Here is a 17,798-nt window from a genome sequence, read left to right as displayed (position 1 = left end):
TCCTCACAGATACTGTGACATCCGATAAGTGGTGCCGAGCGGATTGTCGGTGACGAAGCCGACGCTGGTGTACAATCTCTGTGCCCCACCGTTCCACGATTCGACGGTTAGCCAGACCTTCGAGAGTCCCCGTTCTTTCGCGTGGTTGAGGCCAGTTCGGAGCAGTTTCGAGCCGATTCCTCCTCGTTGATACTCCTGATGGACGAACATCGCCAGTTCGTGCCGACCGATACCATCCGGAACGAACATCACGTGCCCGACGAGACGGTCGCCGTGCAACGCGACGACGGAAACCCCATCGAGCACGGTCGTCAACCACTTCCGAATCGCCGATTCGCCGAGCGGTGGCGTCCCCTGTGCGCGGGCGGATGGGTCGAACGTCGCGTACAACGTAACCAACGATTCGAACAGCTCGTCCGTATACGGTAGCAGCTGAATCTCTCGGTCTTCCGCATCCGTGAACGAGAACGGTGGAATCAAAGATTCCTCCCTGTTGCTGGAGCTGAAGCGAGAAACCACGCTACGAACCGCTTCGAGATGACGCGAACTCATACGATGACCCGCTCCGTTTCCGGTGGAACCGTTTCGGATCGATTGTGCATCCAGTGCATGCCGATTTCACCGCTCTCTGTTCGATGTGAATCGACTATGGCGGGCAAAACCAGCGTCGGGCACGGCGGGGAGTCGTCGCTTGTGATGCGTATCGAGATGCCAGTGAACGATGTCCCACACGGTTTCGATCGTCACGTCGAGTTCGCTTGCTATCGTTTCCGCTCGATAACTCCGATCTATCGAGTAGTGAAGGATCGTATCGATGAACTCATAGGCTGCACCGAGTTCTTCTCGGTCGGTTTGACCGGCCCACAACTCAGCTGTCGCTGGTTTTTCGACGACTCGACGGGGGATTCCAATGCGGCGAGCAAGCGCTCTGACTTCCGTTTTGTACAGGTCACCCAGCGGTAAGAGATCGGCACCGCCGTCACCGTGCTTCGTGAAATAGCCGAGGAGCAGTTCCGACCGGTTGCTCGTCCCGACCACGAGTCGGGATGTGACGTTCGCCTCGTAGTACGCACAAGTCATACGAAGACGGGAGAGGGCGTTTCCGAGCGCCCGAAACGTACCGTCGTCGAACCGACCATCGTCGAACTGACTGACAACGGTTTCCGTAAAGCAATGGAGCAATGGCTGGAGATCGATTTCACACCGTTCGATACCGAGTGCTTCGGCGAGTATCCGCGCTTCGTTGTTGCTCTCTTCACCGCAGAGGTTACCTGGGAGCAGGAGGCCAGCAACGCGGTCGGGGCCAAGTGCTTCGACCGCAAGGTACGCCGTTAGCGTGGAATCGATTCCGCCACTCATCGGAACGATAACACCCTCCGCGTCGGATTGTCGCACGTACTCCTCGATAAAGAGGACGACCTGTTGGTGGACGATTTCGATGTCGTCGTCACCGGTGCGTATCTCCGCGGGAGGAATGGCGATAGCAGTCATCCGTGGGCCTCTATTCCATGACGAAATGTGGTTGTACTGAGATAGGAACTCTGCACGCGATCTATTGCACAATTGGGCACTATTCTATAGATTTTAATTGTGTTTGTCTTCATTTTCGACGAATTACGAGATGATAACCAACTATATAACGCTAGTCGTTGAACAAATCGCATTCAAATAGGTGGACTAAGGTGTTTAAGGACTGAAACACGTCGCCGAAACGGTCGCTGTTGATGGCCACGGTGGACTCCCCAAGCCGTTCACCGTCCTCCTGACTAGGTTCCCGGTCACAGACGAGGGAACGTCAAAAACCGCAGCAAAAAACTCAATCCACCGTCCGCTCGTCCCCGCTTTCCAACTCCTCCATCGACACCCCATCCGGTACGTACTCACGGAACTTCCGGATAATCGTGCGCGCTTCGTCAAGTTCCACACCACCCACCGCCCGAACGAGCGCCAGCGCGCGTTGGACTTTTGCCTGATGGAAGGATTGCTCGCGGGATTCGTACGTTCGCACTGCCCGGAGGAAGTCGATTTTCGAGAACTCGGGCCAGTAGGGTGTACAGAAGAAGACGGCGGCCTCGTTGCCGTTGGCGTGCCACGGGAGGAAGTTGCTGGTTCGCTCGTCGCCGCCGGTTCGGATTATGAGGTCTACGTCGCGAAGGGGGCGGTCGTAGAGCCGCGATTCGATGGTTTCGACGCTGATATTGTCCGGAACGAGGTCGCCCGTTTCGACTTCGCGGGCCACGTCGCGGGCCGCGCCGAGGAGTTCGTTCCTGCCGCCGTAGGCCAACGCGATGTTGAGGACGAAGTTGTCGTACTCGTGGGTTTGCCCCTCGGCGTAATCGATCGCTTCGCGAACGCGTGGGGGAAGTTCCGATACGTCGCCGATTGCGCGAATGCAGACGCCGCTGTCATGGACGCGCTCCGCGTCGGCGAACTCGTACAGTTTGTCCTCCAACAGGTCGAACAGGGATTCGCGTTGGTCTTTCGGACGATCGAAATTTTCGGTCGAAAATGTGTACAGCGTCAGCTCCTCGACGCCGATATCTTCACACCAATCGAGCACGCGCTCAGTCGTTTTCGCGCCTTCGCGGTGGCCGTCGGAGGCCTCCGCGCCCTGTTTCGTAGCGTAGCGTCGGTTTCCGTCCTGAATGACGGCGACGTGGGTGGGCGCGCCCGAGATACTCCGCCGTAAGTGTCGTTCGTAGGCTGTCTCCAACTGTCGCCGAACCCGCGTCAACATCGTCTTGCTCGTTCTCACTCGCCCGACCGGTATCAGCCTTGTCCTACGGTTTTCCCACATTTCTGTTAGATATATTTCATTTACGCAGAGCAGTTGCATACCTTTTTAACTATGGGCTTACTTTGGTAGAATGCAATGGCGAAAGGTACGGTTGACTTCTTCAACGAGACCGGTGGTTACGGATTTATTGAAACAGAAGACGAAGACGAAGACGTGTTCTTCCACATGGAAGACGTCGGCGGCCCAGACCTCGAAGAGGGCCAAGAAGTCGAATTCGACATCGAGCAGGCTGACAAAGGTCCACGAGCGACCAACGTCACGCGTCTGTAAGACCGAATCGGTAGCGATTACTTCTCGCGGGAGGTCACACTGCCGCGCGAAAACTACGATTTTTGAGCGTCGTCTGTACTCCCGAGCGACGACCGTAACCGTAGGTCGTATAACGCCTGCCGCGTATCCTCGGATATGGACAGCGTCATCGACGACGACCTCTATCGACGCACGAAACAACTCCTCGAACCGGGCGAGATAGAACTCAACGGAGCCATCGTCCACACCGACCTCGGAAGCGACGAGGATATCGAGATGCACCAAGCGTGTGTGGATATCGGCGACGTTATCGCGAAAAACGCGGGCCTCGACCCGAAGGACACCTACGTCTACTCCGGTACCGACGACACGGATTTCGCCTCGAATCAGCATCAAGGGCTGACGCTCGACGGCGAGGAGTTCGTCTGGGAGTGCCAGCAGTTGCTTCGTAATGGAACGTTCGACGTCGTGTTTTATTATGAAGCGAGTGCCGACCAGCAGGGAATTTTGGATTGCGTCCGCGACCTCGGATTCGAAGTTACCGGCGTCGAAGGATGAATGTACCGCGAATCGGTTCGATGCGGTAGAGGCAAATCGGACGCAAGTCAGAAGCATTTACATATGGCCCATTCTAACCCACTGATACAAACATTGGGAGCGTTCCGTATGAACTGGATATTCTCTATTCCCCGGAGGCAAACACCGTGACAAGGAGTGGCGGCGTTATCTCGGGCGTGCGGGTCTCCCACGACCGAGCGAGTCTTGACGATGTTGCGACAGCTTGTCATGCCGACCAGCAGGAAACCGTCGCTCGACTCGCCGAGGAACCCTGTGTCGCGGAGGCGTTCGCACTTCAAACATGCAACCGCTTCGAGGCGTACATCGTCACCGACACACCCTCGGCCGGAAGGGCCGTCCTCACGGAGTTCGCACCCGACGTGGATGACCACGCTGTCGTAACGATGGGGCACGAAGCAAGCCTTCGCCACCTTCTCCGCGTCACGGCAGGGCTGGAATCCATCATCCTCGGAGAAGGTCAGATAATCGGCCAGGTGCGCGAATCGTACAAATCCGCGCGAGCTATCGGCGCTATCGGGCCGATGCTCGAAGAGGCACTGATGAAAGCGATTCACGTCGGGGAGCGCGCTCGCACGGAGACGGCAATCAACGAGGGCGTCGTTTCCGTTGGCAGTGCCGCGGTGGCACTCGCGGACGAACAGCGCGACCTCGACGGAGCAACCGCGCTCGTCGTCGGTGCAGGTGAAATGGGAACCATCGCTGCGCACGCACTGGCCGATGCCGAAATCGAGACGCTCATCATCGCCAACCGCTCGGTCGAGCGCGCAGAAACGGTCGCAGAGGAGGTCAGCCTCACGGATGTCAGAGCGGTTGGGCTGACGGCGCTTCCGGCCTGTCTCCCGCGCTCGGACGTGATCGTCACGGCGACTGGAAGCGATGGCCACGTCCTCGACGCCGACCTCCTCGCGGACTGCGGCGAGACGTTGGTCGTGGATATCGCCCAACCACGAGACGTTTCGCCCGCGGCTGCCGCGCTTGACGGCGTACGGGTTCACGACATGGCCGCGCTTGAATCCGTGACGGACGAGACCCGAAGCAGACGCCGGGCCGCCGCCGAATCGGTAGAAACGATGGTCGATCGCGAGTTCGAGAACCTGCTCGAACAGTACAAGCGAAAGCGCGCGGACGAAGCAATCGCGGCGATGTACGAAGGTGCGGAACGGGTGAAAGAACGCGAGCTCCAAACCGCGCTCGCCCGACTCGACGCGCACGGATTGGACGACGACCAGGAGGCAATCGTGGAGTCGATGGCGGACGCGCTGGTTTCACAACTGCTCGCGCCTCCGACCAAGAGTCTGCGCGACGCGGCGGCGAACGACGATTGGACGACCATCAACACCGCACTCCAACTGTTTAATCCCGAATCCGCCGACGAACCCCCCGAGTTCGTTGCTGAACGACTCGAATCGGCCGCGGACGACTGAGCGACTCGAATCGGCCACGGTCTTATCTCGGCTGTAACGAGAAAAACATACCACAGAGACGGCAAACGCTTTTATCTTATTTCCACGTGTTCGTCCTTGCATGGCAAACCTGCTTTCCGACGACGAGATTCAGACTCGAATGCCGAACGGGTGGGAACGCGAGGATGACGAAATCGTCCGAAACTACGAGTTCGACGATTATCTCAAGGGTGTCGCGTTCGCCTCCGAAATCGGTGAGATATCGGAAGAGGAGTTCCACCACCCCGAAATCATTATCGGTTACAAGGAGGTAGAAGTTCGCCTGACCAGCCACGAAGCAGGTGGGATTACGGACAAGGATGTGGAGATGGCGGAACGGTTCGACGACGTGCGCTGATGGACGCGCGCTACGTCTTCGCGGTTCGGTTCCGCCTCGACCCGACCGTTTCGGGTCTCTCGCTCGAACCACAGGAGTTCGAAACGCGACTGTCGCGGCGTGCCGACCTGCCGGGCGAAGACGGTTGGCTCTTCTTTCGCGACAACCTCTGGCGCGGTGACATCGGCGACGAGGGGTATTTCCGCGACTTGACGAGCGACGCACTCGGCGTCCCGGTGACGAGCGTGGACTACCGAGCCTTCGAGACCGACGAGGAGTACTACGACGCCCTGAAAGACGAAATCGGCGCGAACTTGACCGAGTTCAAGACGGACTCCGTTTCCGAGGTGATTTCGAAATATCTTGGAAGCTCGGTTGAAGTGGAGTACTAGCGTGGGCTGAGGATTGGAGTTTTTCGGGGATTGTAGTCAAGCCGTGTTCTCAGACGGTTGATGTCTCATTTTCGTGATTACAATTCCCGACTCCAAATCACGTACTCACTCGTCGCTCCTTCGAAAATCCTTCTACGGAAATCGCAGCTTACATCCCCACTCCTCACAACAGCAAAAACAACTCCTACGTCCGTCTCCTCCAAACCTGCTTGCGAACCGTTCTACAAGTCCTTGATAGCCATCACGGCGTCTTCGATTTCCGGAGCGTCGAAGAACTCGCGGCCGACATAGGCGTTCGCTCCAGCGGTGTAGAGGTTGCGGGCCGCAGACAGCACGTTTTCGGGGAGCGGTTCCGGTTCGACTTCGCAGAGCGATTTCCAGTCCGCGATACCTTGCTCTTTCGCGCTTTCTTTGGCGGCGTAGACCGCATCGACCCATTCTGCCTGCTCGCGCTTGTGGTACTGGCGAATGAACTCCTTGCTTACCTGCTGCCCGTAGAATGTAAATCGGTTTTCGTCGAAGGTTCCCACCACGTCCCCGACTCGAATCTCGCCGTCGTAGTAGAGACACTCGATTTTCCCATCTTCGTGAACGAGGTCGGCCTCGGCGGCCCGTTGGGTGATGATTTCGTTCACCTCGTGGGCGAGGTCTTCGAGTTCATCGACGCTCGCCTTTCCCGCGATTTCGTCGGCTTCCCCTCGTGAGAGGTAACGGTCTTCCTCCTCGTATTTGGTGGAAAACTCGACGATTGGCTCTTCGAGTTGCACCGCGCCATCCGGCCACTTCGGAAAGTCGAGGCCGTGGTCTTCGGGTTCGGTGCGGCGTCGGAGGCTCGACCCGATCGGAACGCTGTTTCGAAAGACGATTTCGAGCGGGATGAGGTAGTTGTCGTCTGCCCCGCTGTGGAACAGGTCATAGTCGTAGTTCCGACCGTCTCGTGGCAGATTCGGAACCTGCGTAAGGTCGATTGCCATCTCGGTCGGCGGGGAAGTCGCATCGGACAGCGAAACGACCTCGCCATCCGAGACGACACCCCGGTAGTGCGTCGGAATCCCAGCATCTTCCAGCAGTTCGAAGTTGAACGCCCCCATGGTGCAGAGGCTCGCGCCTTTGTCCGCGATTTCGTCGGGCATCTTGCCCCAGTCGAACACCGAGTAGTCGTCAGTAAAGACGAACGAGCCGCGTCCGAGGGAGTCCGGCGTCGGTTCGCGCTCGACCCGGAACTCCTTCACACTCGTCATGGTGTGTGGTCTGCCGCCCCCCGACTAAGAAGTTTCCATCCTCGTGCTGAAATGTATCGACGAGTGGCCGAAAGATATACACACTCGTGCGATGAGCTCTGCCGTGACCCACCGCTTTTTCACGGTCGAACTAGATGAAGTGGGTATGGCCAACGTGCGCGCGGAAAGCAACATTCCCCGAGACCAGTTCGGTTTCGAACACGTCCCCGAAACTGACCAGTCGTTCGAGAACGCGCTCGAACGGGCGCGAAACGGCGAACGCCTGACGGTTGCGGACGGCGTCGAACTGCTGACGACCGGCACCGATTCGCCTGGCATCGACATCAGCAGAAAAGAACAGGTGCTTGAAGCCGCAGATCGGCGCAGAGCGGAGGTCGTCGGTGACCGTGTCACCTTTGTCGCCAACCTGAACAACAACGTCACGACCGCTTGCAACACTGGCTGTCTGTTCTGCAATTTCAAGAATACGGCACAGAACTTCGAAGTCGGTGCGGACGAACACGGTGGATTCACGAAAATGCCGGAAGAATCCCGCGAGCTCGTCGCGGACGCCCGCGAACGCGGTATCTACGAGGTAACTTCTGTCAGCGGACTCCACCCCGGACTCACGCTGGACGACGAACACCGTGAAATTCTCGAAGCCAGTGACCGCGGTGACCTGAACTACAAATCGCCCGACGCGTACGAAATCGACCCGAAAACCTACGTCGAACATCTCCGCGCGATGAACCTTCCCGGAATCCACGTCCACTCGATGACGCCGGAGGAAGCCTATCACGCCCGACGTGGGACGGAGTGGGGGTACGAAGCGGTGTTTAAGAAACTGCAATCCGCCGGACTGGCGAGCGTTCCCGGCACCGCCGCCGAGATTCTGGTGGACGAAGTTCGGCGCGTCATCTGCCCTGGAAAAATCGACACGAACGAGTGGATAGAGTCGATGGAGGCTGCGGCGTCCGTCGGCCTCGACATGACGGCGACCATCATGTACGGCCACGTCGAAAACGAGATGCACCGTGTGATGCATTTGGAGCGTGTTCGCGACCTCCAAGACCGAACCGGCACGATAACGGAGTTCGTTCCGCTGTCGTTCGTCCACCGAAACACCCCGCTCTACGAACGCGGCATGGTCGATGCCGGCGCGACCACGCACGAGGACGAACTGATGATTGCAGTCTCGCGGCTCTTTCTGGACAACGTTGAGAACATCCAATCGTCGTGGGTGAAGTACGGCGACGCACAGGGGTTAAAGATGCTCTCCTGTGGCGCAAACGACTTCATGGGAACTATCCTCTCCGAGGAAATCACGAAACGGGCGGGCGGCGAGTTCGGTGAATTCCGCTCGTTCGAGGAGTACGTCGAGATGATACACGCAATCGGTCGAACGCCCGCAGAGCGTTCGACCGACTATCGTCAGATTCGAGCTATCGACCCCGACGATGCTCCGTTCGGCCCGACGCTCGGGCCGTGTGCCGACGGAACGCCGCTTCTCAAGTGAGGATTTCGAACCGCACTCCGGTCGTATCGGACTCCATGGCACGGATTCCCCATCCGTGTGCTTCCGTGACACTTTGGACGATTGCGAGTCCGAATCCCGTTCCCCCGTCCGTCGTCGAATAGCCGTGCTCGAAGACCGACTCGCGCTCGGCCGCCGAAATGCCCGGGCCGTCGTCGGCGATGTAAAAGCCGTCCTCGTCTTCGAGCGGGCCGACGGTAACCGTCACGTCCGAACCAGCGTGTTCGATTGCGTTTCGGAAGAGGTTTTCGAGCAGTTCGCACAGTTGTCCGTCGTCGGCATCTACGACGGCCAGCGAGTCGTCTAAACGGAGTTCGGCCGTTTCCGTCGAAACCATCGCCCATGCGCTCCTGACGACCCTCGTCAGCGAAACCGGTTCCGTCTCGCTCACTATCTTTCCTTGTTGGGCCAGCGCGAGCACGTCTTCGATTAGCGACTCCATCCGGTCGAGTGCTCGCCGAATCGGCAGGATGTGAGGACTGCCGACCGCTTCTTCGAGGAGTTCGAGTCGTCCGGTGGCGACGTTGAGGGGGATTTCGCAGGTCGTGTGAGATGACGCTTGCGAACTCGTCCAGTCGCTCGTTCTGCCGTTCGAGTTTTTGCTCGCGCTGTTTCTGTACCGTGATATCGGTGTAAATGGTGAATCCTTCGTTGCTCTCATCGACCTGCACGGGGGCCGTGTGGAGCAGGAAATCCCGAACGCCGTCCTCGGTTCGTCTGCCGATTTCTTCGCCCTCGATTCGAATACCTTCTCTGACACGCTCGTTTATTTCCTGCGCCTCGATCTCGTTGCCTGACGGGACGAGAAAATCGTCCAGCGGCTGATCGACGATGGTGTCTTCGTCCCATCCGAACACCTCTTCGAACCCGGGGTTCACGTCACGAACGACCGGTTCGTCGCCGTCAAAAACGTAGCTCGCCGTGGCGTTCGGAATGTTGTCGAAGAGGGCGGCAAAACGGTCGGTTTCCGCCCGGAGTTCCGCTTCCGATTGAACCCGCTTCAATGCCTGTGTGATGTGTGTGACGAGCAGTTCGGCGAGTTCGAGGTCATCCTCGTCGAATCCTCCGTCTTCCTTCGAAACGGCTTGAAACACCCCAACGTCGCCGATTGGGATACTCACCGATGATCGGTACGTCGCCTCGGCGGGGGCATAGCCTGTCTCGTGGAGGTCGTCGATGAGCCAGAAGTACGGTCTCGCGCGGTTTCCGCCGCGAGATTTCGCTCCGCATCGACCGGTGTTCCCTCGTAGTAGCCGTTCGTCGGCGATTTCGTCGACATAGCTTTGGGGACGAACAGTCCATTCTCGACGGCGTCGGCGGTACAGATGTCGAATTCGAGGATGTCTTCGGCGGCCTCGATGGCGAGGTCGTAAATCTCGTCGCCGCTCGTGCAGGAAACGACCCGAACTGCGACGTCGTGAAGGTCTTCGATTTTCCCTTTCGTCTCTCGAAGTTCGGCTTCCATCTCCTTGCGCTCGGTAATGTCCTGAAAGTACACCGAGAGGCCGTCTTCAGCCGGATAAATTCTCCCTTCGACCCACCGTCCGGGACGGAACACGGAATCGGATTCGAACGTCACCGGTTCCTGTTCATCGAACGTCCGTCGATAGGCGTCGTTCAGTCGCTCGCCGCCCTTCTCGGGAAAGAGTTCACGCAGGTCTCGGTCGATGAGTTCAGCCTGCGAATAGCCGAGAAACTCCGCTGCGCGCTGGTTGATGTAGGTTATCTCCCAATCGTTGTTGATGGCGAAAAAGACGTCCGTAATGCGCTGAAACATTCTGAGCATCCGGCGATTCGCCTCGTTCGCTTCCGCCTCGGCCCGATGTTGTGCAACGGCGTTCTCGATTCGGTTTGCCAACATCTCGTACTGTTCGGAGCCACTGATTTTCTGAAGGTAGTCGGTGACCCCGGCCGAAATCGCCTCGCTGGCGATTTCCTCGCTTCCCTTCCCGGTGAAGAGGATGAACGGAAGATCCGACTCGACGACACGAACCGACTCGAGAAACTCCAACCCGTTCGTCCCCGGCATATCGTAATCGCTGACGACACAGTCTATCGATTTTTCACGTATCGCCGTCAACCCCTCGGCGGGACTCCCCTTTCGAACGGCGGTGATCCGATCACTCACCCGCTCCAGATACGTCGCCGTCAAGTCGGCAACGTCCGCGTCGTCATCGACAAGTAACACCCTATCCTGTCGTCCATACTCAGCTGGTTACATCTGTGTAAAGCGGAGGATAAAATCACTGTGATTACAACCCACGTGAACGATGTTCACACACGAAAAGAACCGTCGTACAACCGCTCAGATTCGTTTTTCGATGATCGTTGCGTACTCTCCTCCTCGACGCTCGGATGCCGGAGATGTGTCCGTTCGAAGCTTCGCAACTCGCTAAAAATTGGACAGCAGTTACACCATCGAATTCGCACGTCTGCGCTGACTAGCGTGTAATCGTTTTGGCGAGTACGCTTCGGTACCGCTCGCCCGCCTCGTCGTCGGCGTCGATAGCTCGACGAATTCGGTCGGATGTCCACTCGTCCTCGTCGAAAAACCGCTGGTAGACGGGGAGCCGTTCGCGCAGCGGTACCCCGCCTTCCGTCGCGATGTCTTCTAACTCCCGCAGTGCGGGCCACGCATAGTCGGGATTGATGTAGTCGTCCGTCACCGGCGAAACGCCGCCCAAATCGTCCACACCGCAGTCGAGCAGTTCGCGTGTCGGTGAAAGGTTCGGCGGTACTTGCACGGAAATCTCGTCGGGGAGGATCACCCGAGCCATCGCCACGACCCGCCGCATCGTTTCGACGGCGGGTTGTTCGAACCGCGACCGCTCGTTCGGCACGACGTTCTGGATGATGACCTCCTGGATGTGTCCGTATCGCTCGTGGAGTTCTCGAATCGCAAGTAGGCTTTTTGCTCTATCGCGCCAGTCCTCGCCGATGCCGACGAGCAGGCCAGTCGTGAACGGAACGTCCAATTCGCCCGCCGTTCGAATCGTGGCGAGTCGTTGGCCCGGACTCTTCCGGCGCGGGCCAGCGTGGGCCGACACGTCGGCCGTCGTCTCTAGCATCACACCCATACTGGCGTTCACGTCCGCGACGAGTTCCATCTGCTCTCGCGTCTGGTCGCCCGGATTCGAGTGAGGGAGCAACCCCTCTTCCAGCGCGAGTTCGCACATCTCGCGGAGATACGAATGGATGGAGTCGTGGCCCCACTCCGCGAGTTGGTCGTTGACCTTCGTGTAGCGGTCGTCGGGGTCGTCGCCGAAGGTGAACAGGGCTTCAGTACAGCCTGCGTCCGCACCCATCTTGACGATGTCGCGGACTTCCTCGGCCGAGAGCAGTGACGCTTCTCCCGGCGGGTCGAAGTAGGTGCAGTAGGTGCAGGTGTACCGGCAGGCCGTCGTGAGCGGGATGAAGACGTTCTTCGCGTAGGTAAGGGATTCTACGGGCGCTACGTCCTCCGGGGTGACTGCGAGCAGTCGGTCGATTTCGGCGTCGTCGAACGTGATGTCGATGTCGTACTCGTCGGCCCCCGGAATCATTGGCTGGTTGTTGGATGGGTGGGTAAAAGTTCGTTTGGAAGTCGGAATCTCGGGCGATACGTTCGTGATGCCCATTTGTCATGCTCTCCATCCCCTGAATCCAGCTGACGCACGCGCCACAGGATTTGCGAAAATTCGCGCGATACTCGGTTTTCCACGTGGCGCGCGCTGGCCCGAGTCGGAGGGCACATCGCCCGGAGGCTCGGGGCGAAGCGTGCGAGGGACGACTGAGTGAAACGAGGGAGTCGGCTGGGGAGGTATGTGGCCCATTGCGAGGGCGGTAGCGGTCATTTGTTGTCGGGACTACCTAGCGAGAACCCGAGACCAATTCTGGAGTGCTCATCACAGATTCTGCCCAGGTACGGCTGTTCGGAAATTCTTCTCGAGGATGGCTCTTTCACGAGCTACTTCCATCCAATCTAGTCTCCCACGTCTCTCGAATCCAAATCTTCAAGCCATCTAAATTTCAAAACAAAATAACGAATGTCTCCCCCAGACGACGCCAGCCCGGCCGAACTATTTCACTGGTTCAGAACGACCGAGGACGAACCGGTCGCCATCGTTCGCGACCTACTCACGACGGCGATGTGGGCGGTCGGAATCGGACTCCTTCTCTTCGCGATAAGCGGCGTCTGGCCACCGATGGTCGCCGTCGAAAGCGGCAGTATGGAACCGCAGATGTACCGCGGCGACCTCATCTTCGTGATGGAAGAACACCGATTCGCGGGCGATGGTGCGCACGCAAATACGGGGGTCGTGACCTACCGCGCCGGAAAACAGTCCGGCTACTTCGAGTTCAACAATCCCGGTGACGTGATAATCTTCAAGCCGGCCGGTAACGGACGAGAGACGCCGATTATCCACCGCGCGATGCTCTGGGTGGAGGAGGGCGAGAACTGGTACGGTAAGGCAAACTCCGACTACGTGGGAACAGCGGAAAACTGCGAGCAGTTAGCCAACTGCCCGGCACCGCATTCCGGATTCATCACGAAGGGAGACAACAACGCTGGCTACGACCAAGTCGGGTTCGGTGCGAACAGCACCCCCGTCAAACCGTCGTGGGTCGTCGGTAAGGCGAAACTCCGAACTCCGTGGCTTGGACACGTTCGACTCCAGTTCGCCGCGGCAACCCCATCGGAACTACTGGAACTCGAACCACGCCTGGAAGCGAATTCGACCATCGCTCCGCTAGCCAGTTCGGCGTAGTGTTCGACCTACCGCTCTTGCCCTTCGATTCGCCGTTCACGATTCGCTTCGACTCGTCCGTCCGTCACTGAGAGTGAGAAGCCAGCCTCTCGAAGCCAGTCGCTGGCCGAGCCGTCGCAGTGTATCAGCACTTCCGCGAGGTCACTCGATTCGTCCACGTCGGTCGCCAGTCGGTGAGAATCCATTTCCGCAGTGGAGGCTCCCACGTCCTGCGCATTTCGACGATGGTCGAGATAGGAGGTTCCGTGGTAATCCACGCGGAACTCGGAATGGCGGGACACGAGGGCGTTCGTCCCGCCGCCGCGACCCGGTGCGAGCACCACGTCGCCGGCCGTCGAAAAGAGTCGTTCCAGCACTCCCGGCGTCGCCAGCGCGAGGTCGGCCATTACGATTGCGGTGGCTTCGTCCGCGGCGAGTACGTCGTTCACGGCGGGCGTCAGCGGTCGCGAATCGACCATGAGGGGCGCATCAACGTCGATTCGACTGGTGGTGAGCACTTTCGGTTCGTACCCCGTCGCGCGAATCGACGAAAGCACGTCTTCGAGCATCGCCATCGAGAATTTCCGGCGCTCGTCGGGGCCGAGGGTGTCGGCCAGTCGCGTTTTCGGGTCAGTCACGGAGAACGGTACCACCACCTGCATGGCCAAAGGTTGTCGGTTGTCGTGTTAAGAGGTTGCGAAAACTTATTCGTGGCGTGCGGCCTGAACCACGATTCCACCCTCGCCGATATCTATGATGATTTTGTTGGTTTCACTGCCGCCCATATGCCATTTCTCGGTTTTCGTGTCCCCGTTCTGAACTCGAACAGTGACGCTGTAATCCCCGGCAGGGAGGATGTTTTTCTTTTGAACATCCGAACTTGCCCCGATGTCGAATGAATCACTGTAACTGCGCTCGCCGGCGGTCGTTTCTCCGAGTGGCTTGATTTCTATTTCGACAGTTCTCGGTTTGTCGAACAGATTGTTGATTCTTACTCCGACGACGTTTTCATCAGTTCCATCGCTCGACCGAAGCCTTCCCAAACAGCCTCCAGTCACTGCATTACCGATTAGAGACATGACCGTTCTCCGATTCATAGCGGTAACTGATTGTCAACGAACTAATTCTTTTGTGCGAAAAACGCCGTCAAAAAACGATTGTCGCGTTACCGCAGTCGGTTCGTGTTCTGCTGCTGGGAACGGTACCAGACCCCAGCACCGCCGACGACTGCGAGGCCGACGATTGCGACACCGCCGTACATCAGCAGTTTGTTCGTCTGCGCCGACTTGTTTGCCTCTTCGGACGCCGAATTGGCACTGTTTGTGGCCTTTCCGGCGATGTCGACCGCGTTGCCGAAGTTACCCGCCTCGTAGGCGGAGATGGCATTCTCGATGCGTCCCTCGGCATCTTCCGTGTTCGCACCGCTCGGTGCCTCGTCAATCGCCTGCTGTGCGCCGACGATTGCGTCCCGCGCTTCCTTGCTCTCTTCGGTGTGGTAGTTCGCGAACCACGACTTGATCTCGTCGCTGTTGCCGCCCTCTCGGGTCTGGCTCAGCGTGGCGAACGTGAACGCCTGTTGGGGTTCGTACGTGAAGTTCTCGATTTCCGGAACCGTGCCGGACACCTTCACGACTGCCTTGCTCGCTATTGTCAGGGCCGTGCGCGCTCAATCGCGGCCGACTCCAGCGTGGTCAATTTTCGACGCCGAGGTACTCCCCCAGTGTCGTCAGCGAGTCGGTTTCGACACCGAACGCTGCCGCGTCGTTCTTCCTGACCGTGTTGTCGAACTTCAACGACCGATACTGGTCTCCACCCATCGGAACGCCGGGTATCGTTCCGCCGATTTTCAACCCAGCACCCGCAAGCGCCATCGGCACCGAAATGACTGTGACTGGTTGTCCCTCCGCCTGCCGAACGAGTTTCGCCACGTCTGCCAGCGTCAGTATTTCCGGGCCACCGATTTCGTAGATTTCGCCGTCGTGCGAGTCGTCCACTCCATCGGCGAGCATCGGCCCGAGGTCACCGATCCAAATCGGTTGAAATCTCGTTTTTCCGCCACCGGGAAGCGGTGCAAGGTACGGCGGCGTGAGTTTCTTGGTGAACGAGAGGAACTCGCTCCCGTCGCCGAAGACGACCGACGGGCGGAAAATCGTCCACCGAAGCTCGGAATTTTTCACGAGTTCCTCTGCCTGTCCCTTCGCTCGGATGTACTCAGTCGAGCCAGTTGGGTCTGCACCGAGGGCACTCATCTGAACGATTTTCTCGATTCCGTGTTCTTCCGCCGCCTGGACAATGTTCTGAGTTCCACCGAGGTGGACGCTCATGTGCGTCACCCCTCGCGGTGGTTTGAACAGTGGCGAGAGCGCGACAAGATTCACGACTGCGTCTTGGTTTTCGAACGCGCTCTCGATGGACGCGAATGCTGTTACGTCCCCCATCGCTCGTTCGACACCTTCTGGGAAATCGGTCTCGTTTGGATTTCGAGCAAGTACCGTCACCTCGTGTCCGTTGTCGTGGAGTTCACGGACGAGGTTTCGTCCGATGAAGCCGGTACCGCCGGCTACGAGAACCTTCATAGTACAGATATGTACTCGATTGTTGGTAAAGCTATCTGCCACGAAACCCCGAACGTTTTACCTCCCAACCCGAACGTCCGGATATGCTGATAACGCTGGAGGGACTGGACGGGAGCGGAAAAACGACCGTCTGGGAGGTTCTCCACGAGGAATTTCCCGATTCGGTGTTCACCCATGAACCGACGAATTCGTGGTACGGCGAGGCTGTCAATCGGTCCATCAACGATGACGATGCCGACTCCATCGCCGAACTGTTTCTGTACACCGCAGACCACGCAGATCACCTCGCAAACACCGTTCGGCCCGCGCTTGACGACGACAAACTCGTCATCTCCGACCGATACTCGGACTCTCGCTACGCCTACCAAGCGGTTGCCTTGGACGGCCACGTCACCCGGCCCATGGAGTATATCGTCGGCGTCCACAAGCCGTGGACCCGTCCGCCGGACTGCACTATTTATCTCGACGTTGACCCGGAAACCGGGGCGGCGCGAAGCGGCGCGACGAACAAGTTCGAACAGGCTGGATTCCTCGCGCAAGTGCAGTCAAACTACGAGCGACTGATGGACAGCGAACCGGGTCGTTTCGTCCGCGTCGATGCGACCCAATCGCCTGAAGCGGTCATCGATAGCGTCGTCTCGACCATCGAGCGAATCACGAGTGACACGAACGAGCAGTGAAACTGGACGGGGTGTGAAAAGAGGATGGTCGTGTCGGGCGGGTTGGTCGGCAGTCGCTCTCAGCGACTCCGTTGTTGCTTGCCCTGTTTGTCCGGGAAGTCGATTTCCTCAGGTGGGGGCATCCAGAACAGGTCGATGGAGAGACCTAGCGTGAACGGAAGCACCCACACGAGGATGAGGGCCGTTCCTTTGTCCCGCACGCCGGTTCCGCCGAATCCGATCGCGCCGCTCAACAGAATGGTTGTAGCGACGTAAACGAGGGGGATGAGGAGAAGGGTGTACACCACGGCACCCCACTTCGTCGAGAGACGAAGTCGGAAAAAGCGGATGACGACTGCCGTAATGACGGTGTTGATGAGGATGATGACGAGGAAACCGATCGCCGTGGCGGCCGAGACCATACCCGGTAGTAGGGTGTCAGTGCTCTTTTGCGTACCGGATGACGCCGACGGATGCTTGATGGATATCGTGGCCTGTGATGTGTTCGAGCAACGTTGGGAAGAGGGAGCGGCCGAGCGAGGGCGTAGCTTGCGCCTAGCAATTGCAGTCAAAGCTGTCCCATAATATTTCACTCTCCAAACAATTATCAAAATACGACCACCACGACCGTATCCCTCACTTTCGTAACAAGGCTTACGCTGGAATACGCCCTTCCATCTCGTATGGCAATCACCGCCCGCGATCTGATGACGACCGATGTCGAAACAGTCGCTCCCGACGACGAAATCGGCGAAGTGTTGACCCGTCTCGCCCGCGCGGAGTTCAACGGCTTTCCCGTCACGGAGGACGGGCGACTCGTCGGTATCGTCACCCAACACGACCTCGTTCACATCTTCCAGCCAAGCGACCGGACGCTGTGGATTCCGATCGGCTTCCCACCGTTTCTCGAAAGTATCAAATACGGGTTCGATCTCTCGTGGAACGAACTCGACACGGGACTCGACCTCGCAAAGAACGCAGGCAAACCCATCAGCGAAATCATGACTGAGGATGTGATGACGGTGTCGCCGGACGAGGGGTTAGACCGTATCCTTGACCTGCTAGCGGACGCGGATGATGACATCAATCGCCTCCCAGTGGTCGAAAACGATACGCTGATCGGAATTATCGCGCGACAGGACGTGATTCGAGCGGTTCGTAACCAGCGTCGCTCTTCGACGTAATACACTCGAAAGCAGTGGTTGCGGGATGCCAGCCCGATTTCACCCATGAACCACCGTTTTATCGCGGTTCGTCCCTTCACTGCAATTATATGTGTGTCTAAC

General features: G+C 58.3%; 21 protein-coding genes and 1 pseudogene. 9 read left to right on the top strand and 13 right to left on the bottom strand.

Features of this window, described 5'->3' with window-relative positions; all coding sequences use genetic code 11:
- Nucleotides 1-3: 3 nt before the first annotated feature.
- From ACN2TU_RS11035 to uppS, 3 genes are all read right to left on the bottom strand, one after another.
- The gene (locus ACN2TU_RS11035; protein ID WP_435155336.1) at nucleotides 4-552 is read right to left on the bottom strand and encodes a GNAT family N-acetyltransferase; all 549 of its coding nucleotides are present in this window, start codon (nucleotides 550-552) and stop codon (nucleotides 4-6) included.
- Between the two features lie 66 nt (nucleotides 553-618).
- On the bottom strand, nucleotides 619-1,491 hold the full coding sequence (locus ACN2TU_RS11030) for an NAD+ synthase (RefSeq protein WP_435155334.1): 873 nt from the start codon (nucleotides 1,489-1,491) through the stop codon (nucleotides 619-621).
- A 325-nt stretch (nucleotides 1,492-1,816) separates the two neighbouring features.
- Nucleotides 1,817-2,737, bottom strand: coding sequence for a polyprenyl diphosphate synthase (gene uppS / locus ACN2TU_RS11025; protein ID WP_435155332.1), 921 nt, complete (start codon nucleotides 2,735-2,737; stop codon nucleotides 1,817-1,819).
- A 135-nt stretch (nucleotides 2,738-2,872) separates the two neighbouring features.
- On the opposite strand from uppS, the gene ACN2TU_RS11020 reads away from it, so the two are divergent.
- From ACN2TU_RS11020 to lwrS, 5 genes are all read left to right on the top strand, one after another.
- Nucleotides 2,873-3,067: a cold-shock protein gene (locus tag ACN2TU_RS11020; protein WP_435155330.1), complete on the top strand. Its 195-nt coding sequence runs from the start codon at nucleotides 2,873-2,875 to the stop codon at nucleotides 3,065-3,067.
- A gap of 135 nt (nucleotides 3,068-3,202) precedes the next feature.
- The gene (locus ACN2TU_RS11015; protein ID WP_435155329.1) at nucleotides 3,203-3,604 is read left to right on the top strand and encodes a DUF5778 family protein; all 402 of its coding nucleotides are present in this window, start codon (nucleotides 3,203-3,205) and stop codon (nucleotides 3,602-3,604) included.
- 146 nt (nucleotides 3,605-3,750) lie between these two features.
- A complete protein-coding gene (gene hemA / locus ACN2TU_RS11010) occupies nucleotides 3,751-5,049 on the top strand; it encodes a glutamyl-tRNA reductase (protein ID WP_435155327.1) in 1,299 nt (432 codons plus the stop codon).
- A gap of 100 nt (nucleotides 5,050-5,149) precedes the next feature.
- Nucleotides 5,150-5,425 (top strand): 4a-hydroxytetrahydrobiopterin dehydratase, encoded by a 276-nt coding sequence (locus ACN2TU_RS11005; protein ID WP_435155325.1) that lies wholly within the window; start codon nucleotides 5,150-5,152, stop codon nucleotides 5,423-5,425.
- Nucleotides 5,425-5,796, top strand: coding sequence for an LWR-salt protein (gene lwrS, locus ACN2TU_RS11000; protein ID WP_435155323.1), 372 nt, complete (start codon nucleotides 5,425-5,427; stop codon nucleotides 5,794-5,796). Before ACN2TU_RS11005 ends, lwrS begins: the two co-directional genes overlap by 1 nt.
- 221 nt (nucleotides 5,797-6,017) lie before the next feature.
- Here the strand turns inward: lwrS and ACN2TU_RS10995 are convergent, their stop codons facing one another.
- Nucleotides 6,018-7,037 carry a phosphoribosylaminoimidazolesuccinocarboxamide synthase gene (locus ACN2TU_RS10995; protein WP_435155322.1) on the bottom strand — a complete coding sequence of 340 codons (1,020 nt, stop codon included), beginning with the start codon at nucleotides 7,035-7,037 and terminating at the stop codon, nucleotides 6,018-6,020.
- 145 nt (nucleotides 7,038-7,182) lie between these two features.
- Between ACN2TU_RS10995 and cofH the strand changes: the two genes are divergently transcribed.
- The gene (cofH, locus tag ACN2TU_RS10990) at nucleotides 7,183-8,532 is read left to right on the top strand and encodes a 7,8-didemethyl-8-hydroxy-5-deazariboflavin synthase subunit CofH (RefSeq protein ID WP_435155320.1); all 1,350 of its coding nucleotides are present in this window, start codon (nucleotides 7,183-7,185) and stop codon (nucleotides 8,530-8,532) included.
- Here cofH and ACN2TU_RS10985 read toward each other — a convergent pair.
- The 4 genes and pseudogenes from ACN2TU_RS10985 to cofG all read right to left on the bottom strand — a co-directional run bounded on the left by ACN2TU_RS10985 (nucleotide 8,525) and on the right by cofG (nucleotide 12,092).
- On the bottom strand, nucleotides 8,525-8,887 hold the full coding sequence (locus ACN2TU_RS10985) for a sensor histidine kinase (RefSeq protein WP_435156172.1): 363 nt from the start codon (nucleotides 8,885-8,887) through the stop codon (nucleotides 8,525-8,527). The two genes, cofH and ACN2TU_RS10985, sit on opposite strands and share 8 nt — an antisense overlap.
- Nucleotides 8,888-9,203: 316 nt before the next feature.
- Nucleotides 9,204-9,671: pseudogene (locus ACN2TU_RS10980) on the bottom strand (GAF domain-containing protein); the annotation flags it as partial.
- Nucleotides 9,668-10,738, bottom strand: a complete 1,071-nt coding sequence (locus tag ACN2TU_RS10975) for a response regulator (protein ID WP_435155318.1) — start codon at nucleotides 10,736-10,738, stop codon at nucleotides 9,668-9,670. The gene ACN2TU_RS10975 and the pseudogene ACN2TU_RS10980, both read right to left, overlap by 4 nt.
- 253 nt (nucleotides 10,739-10,991) lie before the next feature.
- Nucleotides 10,992-12,092 (bottom strand): 7,8-didemethyl-8-hydroxy-5-deazariboflavin synthase subunit CofG, encoded by a 1,101-nt coding sequence (gene cofG / locus ACN2TU_RS10970; RefSeq protein WP_435155317.1) that lies wholly within the window; start codon nucleotides 12,090-12,092, stop codon nucleotides 10,992-10,994.
- 483 nt (nucleotides 12,093-12,575) lie between these two features.
- On the opposite strand from cofG, the gene ACN2TU_RS10965 reads away from it, so the two are divergent.
- Entirely contained in the window at nucleotides 12,576-13,298 is a 723-nt protein-coding gene (locus ACN2TU_RS10965) for a S24/S26 family peptidase (RefSeq protein WP_435155315.1), read from the top strand.
- Between the two features lie 8 nt (nucleotides 13,299-13,306).
- Here the strand turns inward: ACN2TU_RS10965 and cofC are convergent, their stop codons facing one another.
- From cofC to ACN2TU_RS10945, 4 genes are all read right to left on the bottom strand, one after another.
- Nucleotides 13,307-13,939 (bottom strand): 2-phospho-L-lactate guanylyltransferase, encoded by a 633-nt coding sequence (gene cofC, locus ACN2TU_RS10960; protein WP_435155313.1) that lies wholly within the window; start codon nucleotides 13,937-13,939, stop codon nucleotides 13,307-13,309.
- Nucleotides 13,940-13,981: 42 nt separating this feature from the next.
- Entirely contained in the window at nucleotides 13,982-14,356 is a 375-nt protein-coding gene (locus tag ACN2TU_RS10955) for an Ig-like domain-containing protein (RefSeq protein ID WP_435155310.1), read from the bottom strand.
- A gap of 86 nt (nucleotides 14,357-14,442) precedes the next feature.
- The gene (locus ACN2TU_RS10950) at nucleotides 14,443-14,907 is read right to left on the bottom strand and encodes a hypothetical protein (protein ID WP_435155309.1); all 465 of its coding nucleotides are present in this window, start codon (nucleotides 14,905-14,907) and stop codon (nucleotides 14,443-14,445) included.
- A gap of 61 nt (nucleotides 14,908-14,968) precedes the next feature.
- Nucleotides 14,969-15,853: a complex I NDUFA9 subunit family protein gene (locus ACN2TU_RS10945; protein WP_435155308.1), complete on the bottom strand. Its 885-nt coding sequence runs from the start codon at nucleotides 15,851-15,853 to the stop codon at nucleotides 14,969-14,971.
- An 83-nt stretch (nucleotides 15,854-15,936) separates the two neighbouring features.
- On the opposite strand from ACN2TU_RS10945, the gene tmk reads away from it, so the two are divergent.
- Nucleotides 15,937-16,533, top strand: a complete 597-nt coding sequence (tmk, locus tag ACN2TU_RS10940; protein ID WP_435155306.1) for a dTMP kinase — start codon at nucleotides 15,937-15,939, stop codon at nucleotides 16,531-16,533.
- 59 nt (nucleotides 16,534-16,592) lie between these two features.
- Here tmk and ACN2TU_RS10935 read toward each other — a convergent pair whose 3' ends face one another.
- Nucleotides 16,593-16,934, bottom strand: coding sequence for a DUF7991 family protein (locus ACN2TU_RS10935; RefSeq protein WP_435155304.1), 342 nt, complete (start codon nucleotides 16,932-16,934; stop codon nucleotides 16,593-16,595).
- A 261-nt stretch (nucleotides 16,935-17,195) separates the two neighbouring features.
- On the opposite strand from ACN2TU_RS10935, the gene ACN2TU_RS10930 reads away from it, so the two are divergent.
- Nucleotides 17,196-17,696 (top strand): CBS domain-containing protein, encoded by a 501-nt coding sequence (locus ACN2TU_RS10930; RefSeq protein WP_435155302.1) that lies wholly within the window; start codon nucleotides 17,196-17,198, stop codon nucleotides 17,694-17,696.
- Nucleotides 17,697-17,798 lie beyond the last annotated feature (102 nt).

The organism is Haladaptatus marinus, from assembly GCF_051194195.1.
Note: the sequence above shows the minus strand (reverse complement) of the source record. Positions and strands in the feature narration are given on the sequence as shown.